The organism is Plantactinospora sp. BC1, assembly GCF_003030345.1.
GTDB lineage: Bacteria > Actinomycetota > Actinomycetes > Mycobacteriales > Micromonosporaceae > Plantactinospora.
In genome coordinates this window covers 4,844,777-4,858,735 of sequence record NZ_CP028158.1, presented here as the reverse complement: position 1 = coordinate 4,858,735, position 13,959 = coordinate 4,844,777, and the positions used below count along the sequence as shown (strand labels likewise).

Here is a 13,959-nt window from a genome sequence, read left to right as displayed (position 1 = left end):
CGGATCAGGATGGCACTGTGACCACAATCGACGACGTGGCCCGGCTGGCCGGGGTCTCCACCGCCACCGTCTCGCGCGCGCTGCGCGGATTGCCGACGGTCTCCGAGACGACCCGGATCCGGGTACTCCTCGCCGCCGAGCAACTCGACTACGCCGTCTCGCCCAGCGCCTCCCGGCTGGCCGGCGGCAAGACCGGCACCGTCGCCGTGATCGTCCCCCGGATCACCCCCTGGTTCGTCGGTGCCGTGGTGGAGGCCGCCGAGGAGGTCCTACACGCCGCCGGTTACGACCTGCTGCTCTACAACGTCGGCGGTCGGGAGCACGCCCGGACGCGCCTGCTGCACAAGTCCAACCTGCCCAAGCGGGTCGACGGGGTGATGCTGGTCGCCACCCCGATGCGCGCCGACGACCTGGCCACGATCGCCAGCCTGGCGCTGCCGGGCGTGACGGTCAGCTCCGGCACGGTGGTACCGGGCTGGCCGAGCATCCGGATCGACGACGTGGCGGCCGGCCGGACCGCCACCGAGCACCTGTTGAGCCTCGGCCACCGCCGGATCGCCTGTGTCCGGGGTGACCCGGCCGACGAGTTCGCGCATCCGGCCCACCTGGAGCGGTACCGCGGCTACCGGGAGGCGCTCGACGCCGCCGGCATCGGACCCGACCCCGGGCTCGGCGCGCAGGCCCGGGCGGACGCCGAGGGGGGCCGGTTGGCCACCGAGCGGCTGATCGCCCGGGGCGAGCTGCCCACGGCGATCTTCGCCAGCTGTGACGAGGTGGCGATGGGCGTGCTGAACGCGCTGCGGACGGCCGGGATCCGGGTGCCGGAGCAGGTCAGCGTGATCGGCATCGACGACCACGACCTGGCCGGCGCGTTCGGCCTGACCACCGTCGCCCAGCCGGCGGCCGAACAGGGCCGGCTCGCCGCCGGTACGCTGCTGGGCCCGTTGGCCGGCCGGGCCCGGACCGGGGAGGAACCCGCCCCGGTGATCCTGCCCACCCGGCTCGTCGTACGGGATTCGACCGGCCCACCCCGGGCAAACTGAACCTCGACCCTCACCCGGAGCCCAGGGCGGGTCCGCCCGCGAGTCGCGACCGATGGGAGAGCACCCTGAACAGCACCGAGACCATCTCCTCCGACACCGGACCCACTCCCGCGCAGAGCGGCACCGGGCCGGCCGAGGCCGGGCCCTGGTGGCGACACGCGGTCATCTACCAGATCTATCCGCGGTCGTTCGCCGACTCCGACGGCGACGGGATCGGCGACCTGCCCGGGATCACCGCCCGGCTGGACCACCTGGTCGAGTTGGGCGTGGACGCGGTGTGGCTGTCGCCGTTCTATCCGTCCCCGCAGGCCGACGCCGGCTACGACGTGGCCGACTACCGTGGGGTGGATCCGCTCTTCGGCACCCTGGCGGATTTCGACCGGCTGATCGCCGAGACCCACGCCCGTGGCCTGCGGCTCATCGTCGACCTGGTGCCCAACCACACCTCTTCGGCGCATCCGTGGTTCACCGCCGCGCTGGCGGCCGAGCCGGGCAGCCCGCAGCGGCGGCGCTACGTCTTCCGGGACGGTCGCGGCCCCGGCGGCAACGAACCACCGAACGACTGGCAGAGCGTCTTCGGCGGCCCGGCCTGGACCCGGGTGACCGAACCGGACGGCAGCCCCGGGCAGTGGTACCTGCACCTCTTCGACCGTGGCCAGCCCGACCTCAACTGGGACCTCCCGGAGGTGCGCGCCGAGTTCCACGACATCCTGCGGTACTGGCTGGACCGGGGCGTGGACGGGTTCCGGGTGGACGTGGCGCACGGGCTGGTCAAGCAGCTCGACCTGGCCGACGCGCACCCGCCGGTGGAGCCGGTCACCGGCGAGGGCACCGAGGGGCCCCGCCCGCCGATGTGGGACCAGGACGGCGTACACGCGATCTACCAGGAATGGCGCCGGGTGCTGGACGAGTACCCGGGCGAGCGGATCCTGGTGGCCGAGGCGTGGGTGCAGCCCGCCGAGCGGCTGGCCCGGTACGTCCGGCCGGACGAGATGCACCAGGCGTTCAACTTCGAATACCTGGAGGCGGCCTGGACCGCCCCGGTCCAGTACGCGGTGATCACCCGTTCGCTGACCGCCAGCGCGGCGGTCGGCGCCCCCACCACCTGGGTGCTCTCCAACCACGACGTGCTGCGGCACGCCAGCCGGCTCGGACTGCCGGTCGGCACGCCCCGGCCCCGGGGCATCGGCGTCGGCGACCCGCAGCCGGACGCCGTCGTCGGGCTGCGCCGCGCCCGGGCGGCCACCCTGCTGATGCTCGCGCTGCCCGGCTCCGCCTACCTCTACCAGGGTGAGGAGCTGGGACTGCCGGAGCACACCTCGCTGCCGGACGAGTCCCGGCAGGACCCGACCTGGCAGCGGAGCGGCCACACCGAGCGGGGCCGGGACGGCTGCCGGGTGCCGATCCCGTGGGAGGCGGACGCCCCGTCGTACGGCTTCGGGCCGGGGGACGCGAGCTGGTTGCCGCAGCCGCCGCTCTGGGCCGAGTACGCCCTGGACCGGCAGCGCGGGGTGGTCGGCTCGACGTACGAGCTGTACCGGACCAGCCTGCGGCTGCGCCGGGAACTCCGGCTCGGCTCCGGCACGGTGTACTGGCTGACCAGCCCGGACGACGTGCTCCACTTCCGCAACGGGGAGCTGCGGGTGTTGACCAACTTCGGTGCCGCACCGGTGGAGCTGCCGGCGGGTGCCGAGCTGGTGCACGCCAGCGGCCCGCTCGACGTCGACGGGCGGGTGCCGACCGACGTCACGGTCTGGATCCGGGTCGCGGAGGAGACCGTTACGGACGGGTGACCCGGCTCGGCCGGTCCGGGCAGAGGTAGTTCGTTCCGGGGACTGTCGAGCTGGGTGCACAGACGGGGCACGCAGCGCCGGGTTGCCGCGTTACCCGGACGGCCCGGGACAGTGGGTTGGTGTACAGGCGGGACGGTGGGGTGGGTGCACAAGCGGGGCAGCTCGACAGTCCCCCGGGCAGCCACCCCGACCCCAGCACTACCAGTCGGAGGGCGACCGTGCCGAGCGGGCCGGCCCGATGTCGTCCGGGGTGACCTCCTCGGCCCGTACGGTGAGCAGCTCGTGCACCCGGCGGATGTCCCCGGGGGCGCTGCGCGCGGCGAGCCAGTACATGATCCCGGTGGGGATGAAGAAGAGCTGGAAGGCGGCGAGCCCGACCGCGAAGTTCAGCGGCGGCGGGAAGGCCACCCGCAGCGCCGAGGCGGCCACCCCGATCAGCCCGTTGCCGGCCGCCCGGCCCACCCCGTTGACCAGGTTGCCGAGGCTGTAGACCGTACCCCGGTGTTCCGGCGGGTTGACGTCGGCGATCAGCGCGAACCAGTTCGGCGAGTTGGCCGAGGTGAGGCCGAGCGCGACCAGGGCGGTGAGCAGGCTGAGCCCGACCGTCGGCTCGGTGAGGACGCTGCCGAGGACCGCCGCGGCCACCGCGCCGGCACCGGCGCCGTCGGGCACGTCGATCCGGATCGGCACGAAGAAGAGCACCAGGTAGAAGGGTACGGCCGCCAGCACCCCGATCGCCGCGACCATCGCCCGCCCCCGGGGGGTACGCCGTTGCGCGGCGTCGCCGATGAGCCCGCCGACGATGGAGAGCACCCCGCCGAGCTGGAAGAGTACGGCGAAGATGCTGCCCACGACGGTCGCGGTGGCCGACGAGTACCCCTGGGCCTCGGCCCGCTCCCGGAACAGCGCCGGCAGCCAGACCAGCGAGCCGAAGGCCACCTGCGCGGTGAGCCCCTGCAACACCAGCCAGCGGTTCGTCCGGCGGCCCAGGATGCCGGGCAGGTCGCTCCGGCTGATCCGGTAGTCGTAGTCGCCGCCGACCGCGAGCGCGTCGGTCAGCTCCGGCTCGCTCTGGCCGCGCCGGATGTCGTAGGTGAGCAGGTATGCCACGGTCGCCACCAGACCGGCGACGCTGAGCAGCAGGAACGGGCGGCGCCAGTCCTGCGCGCCGAGGACGCCGCCGACCAGGGTGCCGGCCAGGGTGCCGACGCCCTGGGAGAGGCCCCAGAAGCTCAGCACCAGGCCCCGGCGGCGCGGGCTGACCAGATCGGTGACCACGGAGAAGCCGACCGAACCCACCGCGCCGAGGCCGATCGCGGCCAGCAGTTGCGCGCCGAAGAAGGCCAGGTAGCTGGGGGCGAGCGCGCTGCCCGCCGTGCCGGCGGCCCAGAGCAGCGTGCCGACCATCAGCAGCGGCTTGCGGTTGGTGCGGTCCCCGACGTACGCCCAGCCGACCGCGGCCACCGCGCTGACCAGGAAGCTGGTCGCGGTAACCGCGCCGACGGCGCCGACGCCGACGTCGAGTGCGGGCGCGATGGAGCCGTAGAGCGGCGGTACCAGTCCGATCGCCACGTTGTCCAGCGAGGCGAGCACCACGAAGACCGCGACGCTGTAGAACCGGTGGACCGGTCCCCCGCCTCGGGCGACTCGCTGGCCACCGATCGTCATGTCCGGCACTCAACCAGGATCAGGTAACGGCGGGGTGACGGTACCGCCGGGTCGGCTATCGGGGAATTCTGCCGGTTGGTACGGCATTCCGGTGAGGCCGTCGGTGCGGGATCGTAGTGTGCACGCGACTGTCCGTGATGGCGCGACGCCTGGGGCGGATCGTCGAGAGCGGTTCGGATTCCTGGAGGTGCTGGTTGGAGCCGACGAGGACGAACGTACGCCAGCGGGTGGCCGACCGGGCAGCGGAAGATCGCGCGGCGGAGGATCGGTCAGCGGAGGATCGGGCAGCGGAAGATCGCGCGGACGCCGGCCGGGCGGACGGCGAGGACGATCCGGCGGCGCTGCCGGAGCTGGCCGACGCCGGCTGGATGCACCACGGCGCCGCCTTCGCCGAGACGAGTTTCTGGGCGGTGGCCCGCCGACTGCCGGCGATCATCCGGGAGGCGGTACTGCTGGCCTGGCGGGTCAGCCGGGCCGACACGCTGGCCGCGATCGGCCTCAACATCGTCGCCGGCATGATGATCACGTTCGGTCTGCTGGCCACCAGCACCGTACTGCGGGAACTCTTCGCCTCGGGGCCGACCCCGGACCGGGTCCGCTCGGCCGCGCCCGGCCTGGCGGTGGCGGCGCTGGCGGTGATGGCCAAGGGCGGCCTGACCATCGCGGCCGGCTGGGCCCAGGCCCGGCTCGCCCCGCAGATCAACTACCGGGTCGAGCTGCGGCTCTTCGAGGCGACCACCGCGGTCGACCTGGCCGCCTTCGACGACGCCGGCTTCGCCGAGGAGATGGACCGGGCCCGGGACCGGGGCATGACCGAGGCGGCGTCGATCGTCGACGACACCGTCAACCTGATCACCGGCCTGGTCGGGGTGGCCGCCACCGCCGCCGCCGTGACGGTCATCCAGCCACTGCTGCTGCCCTGCCTGCTGGTCGCGGCGGTGCCGTCGGCGGTGACCGCGGTCCGGATCGCCCGCCGGGAGTACATCGCGCTGCTGGCCCGGATCACCCGGCGACGCCGGCTCTGGATGCTCGCCACCCTGATGGCGAACCGGCACACCGCGGTCGAGGTGCGGACGTACCAGATGCGGGGGTTCCTGCTCGGCGAGTACCGCCGGGTGATGACCATGGAGACCCGGGCCCAGCTCCGGCTGGTCCGGTCGCAGACCTCGACCCGGGTGGGCGGTGGTTCGATCGCCGGGCTGGCCACCTTCGCGGTCTACGCCGTACTCGGCTGGCTGCTGCTGGCCGGCGTGGTGCCGCTGGCCGCCGCCGCGACCGCGCTGCTGGCGCTCCAGGCCGCCCGGACCAGCCTGGGCAACACGGTGCACGCCACCAACCGGCTGTACGAGGACGCGCTCTACTACCGCGACTTCCTGACCTTCCTGGAGCGGGCCGACGGGCGTACCCGGGGCGGAGGCGGCGCGGCGGTCGCCGGCTTCGACGAGATCGAGGTCGACGAGGTCAGCCTGCACTACCCGGACACCGAGCGGCCGGCGGTGGACCGGGTCAGCCTGACCGTACGCCGGGGTGAGGTGATCGCCCTGGTCGGCGAGAACGGCTCCGGCAAGACGACCCTGGCCAAGCTGCTCGCCGGGCTCTACCAGCCGACCGGTGGGGCGATCCGCTGGGACGGGGTGGACATCGGCACCCTCGACCCGGGTGCCGTCGGCGCGCAGGTGGCGGTGCTGAGCCAGGACTGGTGGAAGTTCCCGTTCACCGCCCGGCAGAACATCACGATCGGCCGGTACGACCGGCCCGAGGAGGCCGGGCCCTCCGTGGTGGCGGCGGCGACGGCCGCCTCCGCGCACGAGATGGTCAGCGGGTTGCCGCGCGGCTACGACACGCTGCTGGACCGCAGCTTCCGGGACGGTCACGACCTCTCCGGCGGCCAGTGGCAGCGGCTGGTGGCGGCCCGGGGACTCTATCGGGAGGGTCGGCTGCTGATCTGCGACGAGCCGTCCGCCGCGCTCGACGCCCGGGCCGAGCACGCGCTCTTCCAGCAGCTCCGCCGGCACCCGGACCGGACGATCGTGCTGATCACCCACCGGCTGGCCAACGTGCGGCACGCCGACCGGATCTACGTGATGCGGGACGGCCGGTTGATCGAGCAGGGCGACCACGACCAGCTCGTCGAGGCCGGCGGGCTCTATCGGGAACTCTTCGACCTCCAGGCCAGCGGCTACACGGAGTGAGAATCCGCTGATCCCTGGTGAGGATGTGACGCGGAACCGGGCTGCGGCGCTATTTCCAGGTGCCGGCTGGGGCGTGGCGTGCGCCCGGTGCCCCCAGCCACCGAGCCACACCCCAGCCGGCCCCGACTACCGGGGCGGCAGCACGTCGCGCCGCTCCTCCACCCGCCGGTACTCGGTCGGCTCGGTCGTGGTGACCTGGCGGTACTCGGTCGGCTCGGTGGTGGTCACCACCGACCGGCGCCGGTTGTTCCAGATCACCATGGTCATGATCAGGCCCAGTACGCCGGCCGCCATCAGGATCCAGCCGACCACGTCCAGGTCCAGACCGCCGACGCTGACGTTCAGGGCGAAGGTGAGGATCGCACCGAGCGCGATCAGGAAGATGCTGGTGCCGATACCCATGACACGCCTCCTCTTGGGGGATGCTTGGCTGTCATGGTGCTGCTACCCAGTCGCCGAGTCGACGAATCGTCGTGCCGGCCCCGATGATGTGCCGGTGGTAGGGGCCGGTAGCGACGTCCCGGGATGCCGAACCGGTGCTACCGGCGCCGGGGCACCCGGTAGATGATCTGCCCGACGACCAGCGCCGGATGCCGATCGGGCAGCGCCTCCAGGGCGCGGGCGAGGTGCGCGGCGAGATACATCATCAAGCCCACCCGGTCACCGTCGAACCCGATCAGCAGGGAGAGCCGGGCCGGCGCGCAGGGCCAGTCGTGTTCGCATTCACGGCAGGCGTACGTCTCCGTGGGGACGTGCTGCCCGTCCGTGCCGTCGTGACGTGCTTGAGCTGGAACTAGTCTGGGAGGCGGTGAACGAGCTGGCGCTGACCGCCGACCAGACCCGAGACATGATGTTGAGGATTATCAATGAGCTATGAACCAGCTTGGCGGAAAAGTACCCGATCCAACGGGTCGTCTGGCAACTGTGTCGAGGTGGCCGCCAACCTTCCGGGCCGGGTGCTGGTCCGGGACACCAAGGACCGCGACGGCGGGACGTTGACCTTCGGCCCGGCCGCCTGGCGGGCGTTCGTCAGCCTGGCGAAGTCGCACGGCTGACCTCCGCCCCCGGCCCGAACGCCCCGACGTCACGCTCCGTCCTCCGTTCGAAGGGGACGTCAGGGTGCGCAGCTCGACTCCCGGTCGTCGAAGTCGGCGCACCGGAAGAGCGACGGGTTGACCTGGGACGGCGGGCGCCACCTGGCCGACGCCTGCTCGTAGTCGTACGCCAGGGCGAGCAGTCGGGCCTCGGTGTAGGCGGTACCGAGGAAGGAGATCCCGACCGGGCGGCCGTTCGCCGGGTCGTACCCGATCGGGACCGCGACCGACGGATATTGCGCCCGCGCGCCGATCCCGGCCGACCCGCTGCCGACGAAGACGATCGCGTCGAGGTTCTCGGCGGCGAGTACCGAGTCGATCCGCTCCCGCGCCCCGGCGATCCCGGCGTCCCGGTTGGTCTCGTACTCCGCCCTCGCCACCGGATCGGTCAGGTCGACCTCGTTCGAGGCGACGAGTTGGGTCTGGCCGAACTTGATCGCGCCCTCGTCGGCGTGCGCCAGGTTCCACCGCACCACGTCGTCGAGAGTGTCCATCGGCGCGTGCCGGGGCAGCCGGGCCAGATAGGCGTTCAGGTCCCGCTTGAACTCGTAGGTCAGGATGCTCGGCGGCAGGCCGCCGGTGTTGACGGTGACCGGCACGACAGTGGCGCCGCGGGCCCGCAGCACGTCCAGGGCCTCGGTGAACAGCGCCCCCTGGTTGCCGGTCGGGCTGCTGGCGACACCGATCCGGCTGCCCCGCAGGGCGGTCGTGGAGAGCGCCCTCGTGTAGTCGGTGCCGACCACGCCCGCGCTGGTTTCGGTGACCGGGTCCTCCGGGTCGATCCCGGTCAGCGCGCTGAGCAGGGCGGCGGCGTCGTAGACGCTCCGGGTCATCGGGCCGGCGGTGTCCTGGCTGGCGGCGATCGGCACCACCCCGGTCCGGCTGACCAGGCCGACGGTCGGCTTCACCCCGACCAGCGAGTTCGCCACCGACGGGCTGAGGATCGAGCCGGAGGTTTCGGTACCGATGGTGACGGTGGCCAGCGCCGCCGCCGCGGCCGAGCCGGAACCCGAGCTGGAGCCGCTCGGGGTCTGGCTGACGTCGTACGGGTTGAGGACCTGGCCGCCGAGTCCGCTGTAGCCGGACGGCATCCCGCTGGTGGTGAAGTTGGCGAACTCGGTCAGGTTGGTCTTGCCGAGGATGATCGCCCCGGCCGCCTTCAGCCGGGTGACCAGGAAGGCGTCCCGCGCCGGGTACGAGTGCTCCAGCGCCAGCGCCCCGGCGGTGGTGGGCAGCCCGGCAAGGTCGATGTTGTCCTTGATCAGCACCGGGATGCCGTGCATCGGCCCCTTCGCCCGGCCCTGCCGGCGCTCCTGGTCGGCCCGCTTCGCCTGGGCGACCGCGTCCCGGGTGACCGCCCGGACGGCATGCAGCCCCGGGCCGTTGGTGTTCAGCGCCCGGATCCGTTCCAGGTACTCCTGGACGAGTTCCTCCGAGCTGATCCGCCGGGCGTCCAGCGCCGCGCGGATCTGCGGGATGCCGGCCCGTTCCAGGTCGAGCGGGAACGGCCGGTGCCGCCCGGTCGCCTCGGACGGGCCGCCGAGCGAGGTGGCGACCAGCGCGGCGATGCTGACCAGGACGGTGGCGAGTACGACGAGCCGGGCCGCGGATCGCGGCCGGGTCGGCACAGCGGATTGATGCACCTGCACGCCCTTCCATGAGGCCACGCCCGGGCGGCCCACGGACACCCGGACCTGAGGGGGATCTCGGAAGCACACGGTTGGAATGTGATCGCTACGATACGGATCGATTCGGATCCGGTAAACGATCTTCTTCCGGGCGGCGCACCGGCCGCGTCGCGGTCCCGCCCACCAGCCCCCCGGCTCAGCGGTCGAGGGTACGGGTCAGCCCGGCGACCACCGCCGTGGTGAGCACCCAGCCGGCCAGCACCAGCAGCGCGGCGACGTACTCGGTGCCGCCGACCGGTTTCCAGGCGTTGTCGTGCCCCAGGTTGACGATCGGCAGCAGCAGGTCGAGCGACTGGAGTGCGGCGTTCCGCTCCGGCGCCTCGGCCGGATTGCGGGCCACCGACGGGTCCAGGGCGAAGCTGAGCGTCCCCAGTGCCCAGAAGGCGACCAGCCAGATCGCGGCCAGCCAGGTGCGGTAGCCGTAGCCGACCAGGCCGTCGACCAGGGCGCCGAAGAGCCGACCCGGAGCCCGCAGGGTGGCCCGCCGTCGGCGCTGCCGCTCCAGCAGTACCCGGCGGGCCTCCGCCTCCTGGCCGCTTCGCCGGTACACCTCGGCGAGCTGCTCGTAGGGCTGCGGGGTGTAGCCCTCGGGACTGCGCCGCAGCCAGTCCAGCCGCTGCCGGACGCTGACCGGCACGGGCGGCGACGGCTCGCCCGGCGGGGACGGCGCGCGGGCGATCAGCAGCCGGTAGGTGCAGCCGATCAGGTCCAGCTCCGCCGGCCAGGTCCGCGGATCGTCGAAGATGGAGTCGGCCTGGAGACCGGAGAGCCGGACCCGCCCGGTCGGCCGCTCGGCGAAGGTCAGCCAGACGCTGCCGGCCCGGGCACCACCGAGATGCAGGGCGAACGCTCCCGCCCCGCGCAGTGCGCCGTGGTGGAAGTTGAGCTGGTTGCCGATCTGGGCGTGGATCAGCAGTACGGCACCCTCGGCGGCGAAGCCGTACCGGGCGGTGAGGCTGCCGGCCACCGTCAACCGGTCCGCGCTGAGCGCCGCCCCGGTCGGATGCCGCAGGGTGGCGCCGTCGAGATCGAGGTTGCCGCCGACCTGGGCACCGCCGAGCCAGACCTGACCGTCGGCGACGAACCCCTGCCGGGCGTGCAGGTTGCCGGTCACGGTCAGCCGGCCCGCCGCCAGCGCCGTACCGGGGTCGATCGGCGGGAAGACCTCACCGGCCGACTCGCTCCGATCGGCCAGCCGCGAGCCGTTCAGGGTGACGGTGCCGCCGATCCGGGCGTCCCGCAGGTCGACCGGGCCGGTGACGACGCAGCGCAGCAGCGCCAGGTCGCCGCGCAGTTCGAGCAGCCGGGCCCGCAGGCCCGGCAGGGCGCAGTCGGCGAGGACGAGGTTGACCGCCCGGGCCTCGGTCAGCTCGGGTACGTCGGCGAAGGTGCACCCGCCGAACGAGACCGGGACGGTGATCTCGGCGTGCCGCAGGTCCAGCCGGCCGACGATCCGGGCCGACCGCAGGCGCAGCCCGGCCCGGCCCCCGGCCCGGTCGGCGCCGCCGGTGAGCAGCTCGACCAGCACCTCCGCCCGGACCGGGTACGTCGTGCCGCGCAGGTCGACCTCGTCTCCGCCGCCGAAGGCCGACCGCACCCGCCGCTCCGCCGGATTCCACCGCCACGATCCACTCCGCACGAGAGCGAGAATTCCAGACGGCGAGCCGGCTCGGGTACCCGCTCGGCGGCCGGGGCGCGGTCACTCCGGGTCGTGCACCGTCGCCCAGTCGGTCGGGATGAAGTGGTCGGGAGCGTGCAACACGTTGAGCAGGCGCTGCCGGATGCTCTCGTGCATCACCGCTCCCCACGGGAAGCGGGTGGGGTACTGCACCATGTTGCGGAAGCTGTTCGCCGGCCCGTTGTTCCGCTCCAGGTACTGGATGGCGGCCTGGGTGCAGACGTAGTCGGCGTAGGCGAGCGCCTGGTGCGCGGCGGTGTAGAGCGCCTCGGTGCCGGGCTGGTGCCGCAGGTACGGCTCGAACCACGGCAGGTCGACCCCGGCCATCGGGGTGGGCTGGAACTGGAGGTCGTTCGCGAGCGCGACCGGCAGCGGGTCGTCCTCGATGCCGTTGGCCTGGGCGAGCATCTGGGCACCGGCCAGCACCCCGGCCGGCTCGGCCAGGTCGAGCAGCTTCTGCCGGCCGATCACCGCGTGGTGGTTCCGCTGCATGTACCGGTCCAGCCCCAGTGGATCGTCCGGAAAGTCGAACGCGATCTCGGCCAGCGCCTCCACCCGGTCGTACCGGCCCCGGTTGTTGTAGTAGGTGATCATCCAGCTCATCGCCTTCGGGGCGTACTGCGGATCGCTGGTGGCCCGCGCCTTCGCCATCGCGTCCCGGGCCCGGTCGGGCTCGCCGGCCCGCTCGTGGTTGAGGGCGATGTGGAACCACGCCACCGCGCTGTACCCGAGCCGGTACGGCCCGGCGAGCTGGTTCCAGAACCGGTTCGCCAGCTCGTAGTCCTCGACCCGGGTGGCGTGCCCGGCGAGCAGCAGTTTGGCCGCCGGGGTGTAGATCGGATGGTCCCCCTCGGCGGCGATCCGCAGCGCGTCCGCGCCGCCGGCCAACTGCCGGTGCGTGTACGGCACCGCCTTCGCCAGGGCGAGCAGGAACGCCGCCTCCGTCCGGTACGGGGCGCCGGGCGCCGCCTCCGTGAGCCCCTTGAGCTGCGCGGCGGCCGGCTCCGGCTCACCGGTCAGCAACAGCTCGAATGCGTCCCGGCACACCGCCGCGCGCCGGACACGTTCGGTCTCCTCCATCAGCGGCCTCCTCGGACAGTTTCACCGGCCCGTAAGGAAGCTACACACCTAGCGGCGATCCGACTACCCACCGTGTATGGACCGGCTCCCCCGGGCGCGCCGGCCGGCCTACCGCCGACGGGTCCGCAGCCGGCGGCATCAGCGCTACCAGCCCCAGTTCCGCGGCGACCAGGCCGACCGGCCGGACCGCAGCGCCGCACCCGCCTGCCGGGCGAGCCGACCGAGCACCGGCCCGACCAGCCAGAGCAGCAGCACGGCGTGGCCGGCGAGCGCGACCCGCTGCAACCCGGTCAGCGCCGGCTGCGCCACCAGCGGATACCACAGTGGGCTGAACTCCGGGGTGAAGTGGCAGAGCGACTCCAGGTAGTAGTTGTTGTCGTAGCAGGTCCACGGCCAGAGCTGCCCGTAGACCAGGCTGTTGGCGGCACCCCAGACCGAGAGCAGCACGGCGGCCAGGGTGGCCAGGTTCGCCCAGGGTCCCGCCTCGGCCGCCCCCAGCCGTACGGCGAGCGCCAGGCTGGCCGGCAGGATGGCGAGCAGGAAGAACCTCGGCCCCCAGTACAGGCCGCCGTACCAGGCCCACCAGGAGGCGTAGACCAGCACCAGCCCGGCCACGAAGACCAGCCAGAGCAGCCAGACCCCGGCGACGTCCCGACCGGCCCGCTCCGGCAGCCACCGCCGCACCGGCAGGAACAGCCCCGGGGTGAACCAGAGCAACCCCTTGCCGAACGAGAAGAGGATCGCCGCCAGCCCGAGCAGCAGCGGGTAGGAGAAACCCGGCTCGCCCGAGTACGGCATCACGGTCTGCCCGCCGCCGTTGTTCGCGTACGCCCGGTGCAGCGGGTCGCCGAAGCGCAGCCACGCCTCCCCGGCGACGAGCAGCCCGGCCGCCAGCAGCACCAGCAGGTAGCGCAGCCGCCGCTCCCGCAGGCAGAGCAGCCCGACGACGAGACCGAGCGCCACCACCGAGGCGGGGGTGTTGGCGACCCCGAGCACCACCCCGGTCCAACCGGCCAGCCGGGTCGTACGGCCCGTCCCGGGCAGCGTCGCGGCGAGCAGCCCCACCCCGACCGTCGTCGCCGTGAACATCTCGCCGTAGAAGTCCTGCACGTGTGCGGCGGCCATGCTCCCGGCGACCAGCAGCAGCAGGAACCGCCGGAGCAGCCGGCGATCCATCCGGTCGCGCAGCAACAGGTGCACCGCCACCAGCGCGAACCCGAAGAGCAGCAGGTTGTACTGCGCCAGCACCGGCTGCGGGTCGCCGTACCAACGGCCGACCATCCAGAGCGGAGTCGCGAAGAGCGGCCCGATCAACGAGTACGCCATCTCCGGCATCTGCCGCTGCTCCAGCAGCTGGAGCAGCGCCTGATAGCGGACCAGCCCGTCCCCCATCATCGGCGGCCGGGGATAGATCGCCAGCAGCAGCATCCCGCCGCCGAGCAGCAGCCACTCCAGCAGCGCGGCGATCCGCGCCCGGGACCGACCCGGCGGCACCGTCGAATCCGAGCGCTCCCGGTCCGGCTCCGACCCGTCCGCCGGCTCTGCGGACTCGGCCCGCGCCCCGGATTCCTCCCGCACCTCGCCGACCGCCGGCGCCTCCATCGACAGTCCCCCCAGCCTCACCCACCCGGTCGGGCCGGAACTCCGGCCACAGGCAGTGTGCCAAACATCGACCCACGGTCCTATAGGCAATCTTGGATGCCTGTAGGACCGTGGGTCGACC

The 13,959-nt window shown here is 72.9% G+C and carries 10 protein-coding genes; 4 read left to right on the top strand and 6 right to left on the bottom strand.

What is annotated here, in order from left to right:
* Positions 1–17: 17 nt before the first annotated feature.
* Together C6361_RS21240 and C6361_RS21235 are read left to right on the top strand one after the other, a co-directional pair.
* Entirely contained in the window at positions 18–1,043 is a 1,026-nt protein-coding gene (locus tag C6361_RS21240) for a LacI family DNA-binding transcriptional regulator (RefSeq protein ID WP_107268767.1), read from the top strand.
* 164 nt (positions 1,044–1,207) lie between these two features.
* Complete coding sequence (locus C6361_RS21235) at positions 1,208–2,836, top strand: glycoside hydrolase family 13 protein (protein WP_199853522.1); 1,629 nt, start codon at positions 1,208–1,210, stop codon at positions 2,834–2,836.
* Between the two features lie 198 nt (positions 2,837–3,034).
* Here the strand turns inward: C6361_RS21235 and C6361_RS21230 are convergent, their stop codons facing one another.
* A complete protein-coding gene (locus C6361_RS21230) occupies positions 3,035–4,504 on the bottom strand; it encodes an MFS transporter (RefSeq protein ID WP_107268765.1) in 1,470 nt (489 codons plus the stop codon).
* Between the two features lie 137 nt (positions 4,505–4,641).
* On the opposite strand from C6361_RS21230, the gene C6361_RS39025 reads away from it, so the two are divergent.
* Entirely contained in the window at positions 4,642–6,696 is a 2,055-nt protein-coding gene (locus C6361_RS39025; protein ID WP_304598498.1) for an ABC transporter ATP-binding protein, read from the top strand.
* A gap of 126 nt (positions 6,697–6,822) precedes the next feature.
* Here C6361_RS39025 and C6361_RS21220 read toward each other — a convergent pair whose 3' ends face one another.
* Positions 6,823–7,098, bottom strand: a complete 276-nt coding sequence (locus C6361_RS21220) for a DUF6458 family protein (protein ID WP_107268764.1) — start codon at positions 7,096–7,098, stop codon at positions 6,823–6,825.
* 464 nt (positions 7,099–7,562) lie between these two features.
* Between C6361_RS21220 and C6361_RS21215 the strand changes: the two genes are divergently transcribed.
* Positions 7,563–7,751: a DUF397 domain-containing protein gene (locus C6361_RS21215; RefSeq protein ID WP_107268763.1), complete on the top strand. Its 189-nt coding sequence runs from the start codon at positions 7,563–7,565 to the stop codon at positions 7,749–7,751.
* A 59-nt stretch (positions 7,752–7,810) separates the two neighbouring features.
* On the opposite strand, the gene C6361_RS21210 is transcribed toward C6361_RS21215, so the two are convergent.
* The 4 genes from C6361_RS21210 to C6361_RS21195 form a co-directional block, all read right to left on the bottom strand.
* On the bottom strand, positions 7,811–9,433 hold the full coding sequence (locus tag C6361_RS21210) for an amidase family protein (RefSeq protein ID WP_199853033.1): 1,623 nt from the start codon (positions 9,431–9,433) through the stop codon (positions 7,811–7,813).
* 181 nt (positions 9,434–9,614) lie between these two features.
* Positions 9,615–11,117, bottom strand: coding sequence for an oxidoreductase (locus C6361_RS21205; protein WP_159079406.1), 1,503 nt, complete (start codon positions 11,115–11,117; stop codon positions 9,615–9,617).
* A gap of 60 nt (positions 11,118–11,177) precedes the next feature.
* Complete coding sequence (locus tag C6361_RS21200; protein ID WP_107260278.1) at positions 11,178–12,236, bottom strand: hypothetical protein; 1,059 nt, start codon at positions 12,234–12,236, stop codon at positions 11,178–11,180.
* Positions 12,237–12,380: 144 nt separating this feature from the next.
* On the bottom strand, positions 12,381–13,838 hold the full coding sequence (locus tag C6361_RS21195; protein ID WP_107268761.1) for a hypothetical protein: 1,458 nt from the start codon (positions 13,836–13,838) through the stop codon (positions 12,381–12,383).
* Positions 13,839–13,959: the final 121 nt, after the last annotated feature.

Coding starts and splice junctions, on each gene's coding strand:
- C6361_RS21230 (WP_107268765.1), bottom strand. CDS start 4,504: ATGACGATCGGTGGCCAGCGAGTCGCCCGAGGCGGGGGACCGGTCCAC.
- C6361_RS39025 (WP_304598498.1), top strand. CDS start 4,642: ATGGCGCGACGCCTGGGGCGGATCGTCGAGAGCGGTTCGGATTCCTGG.
- C6361_RS21220 (WP_107268764.1), bottom strand. CDS start 7,098: ATGGGTATCGGCACCAGCATCTTCCTGATCGCGCTCGGTGCGATCCTC.
- C6361_RS21215 (WP_107268763.1), top strand. CDS start 7,563: ATGAGCTATGAACCAGCTTGGCGGAAAAGTACCCGATCCAACGGGTCG.
- C6361_RS21200 (WP_107260278.1), bottom strand. CDS start 12,236: ATGGAGGAGACCGAACGTGTCCGGCGCGCGGCGGTGTGCCGGGACGCA.
- C6361_RS21195 (WP_107268761.1), bottom strand. CDS start 13,838: ATGGAGGCGCCGGCGGTCGGCGAGGTGCGGGAGGAATCCGGGGCGCGG.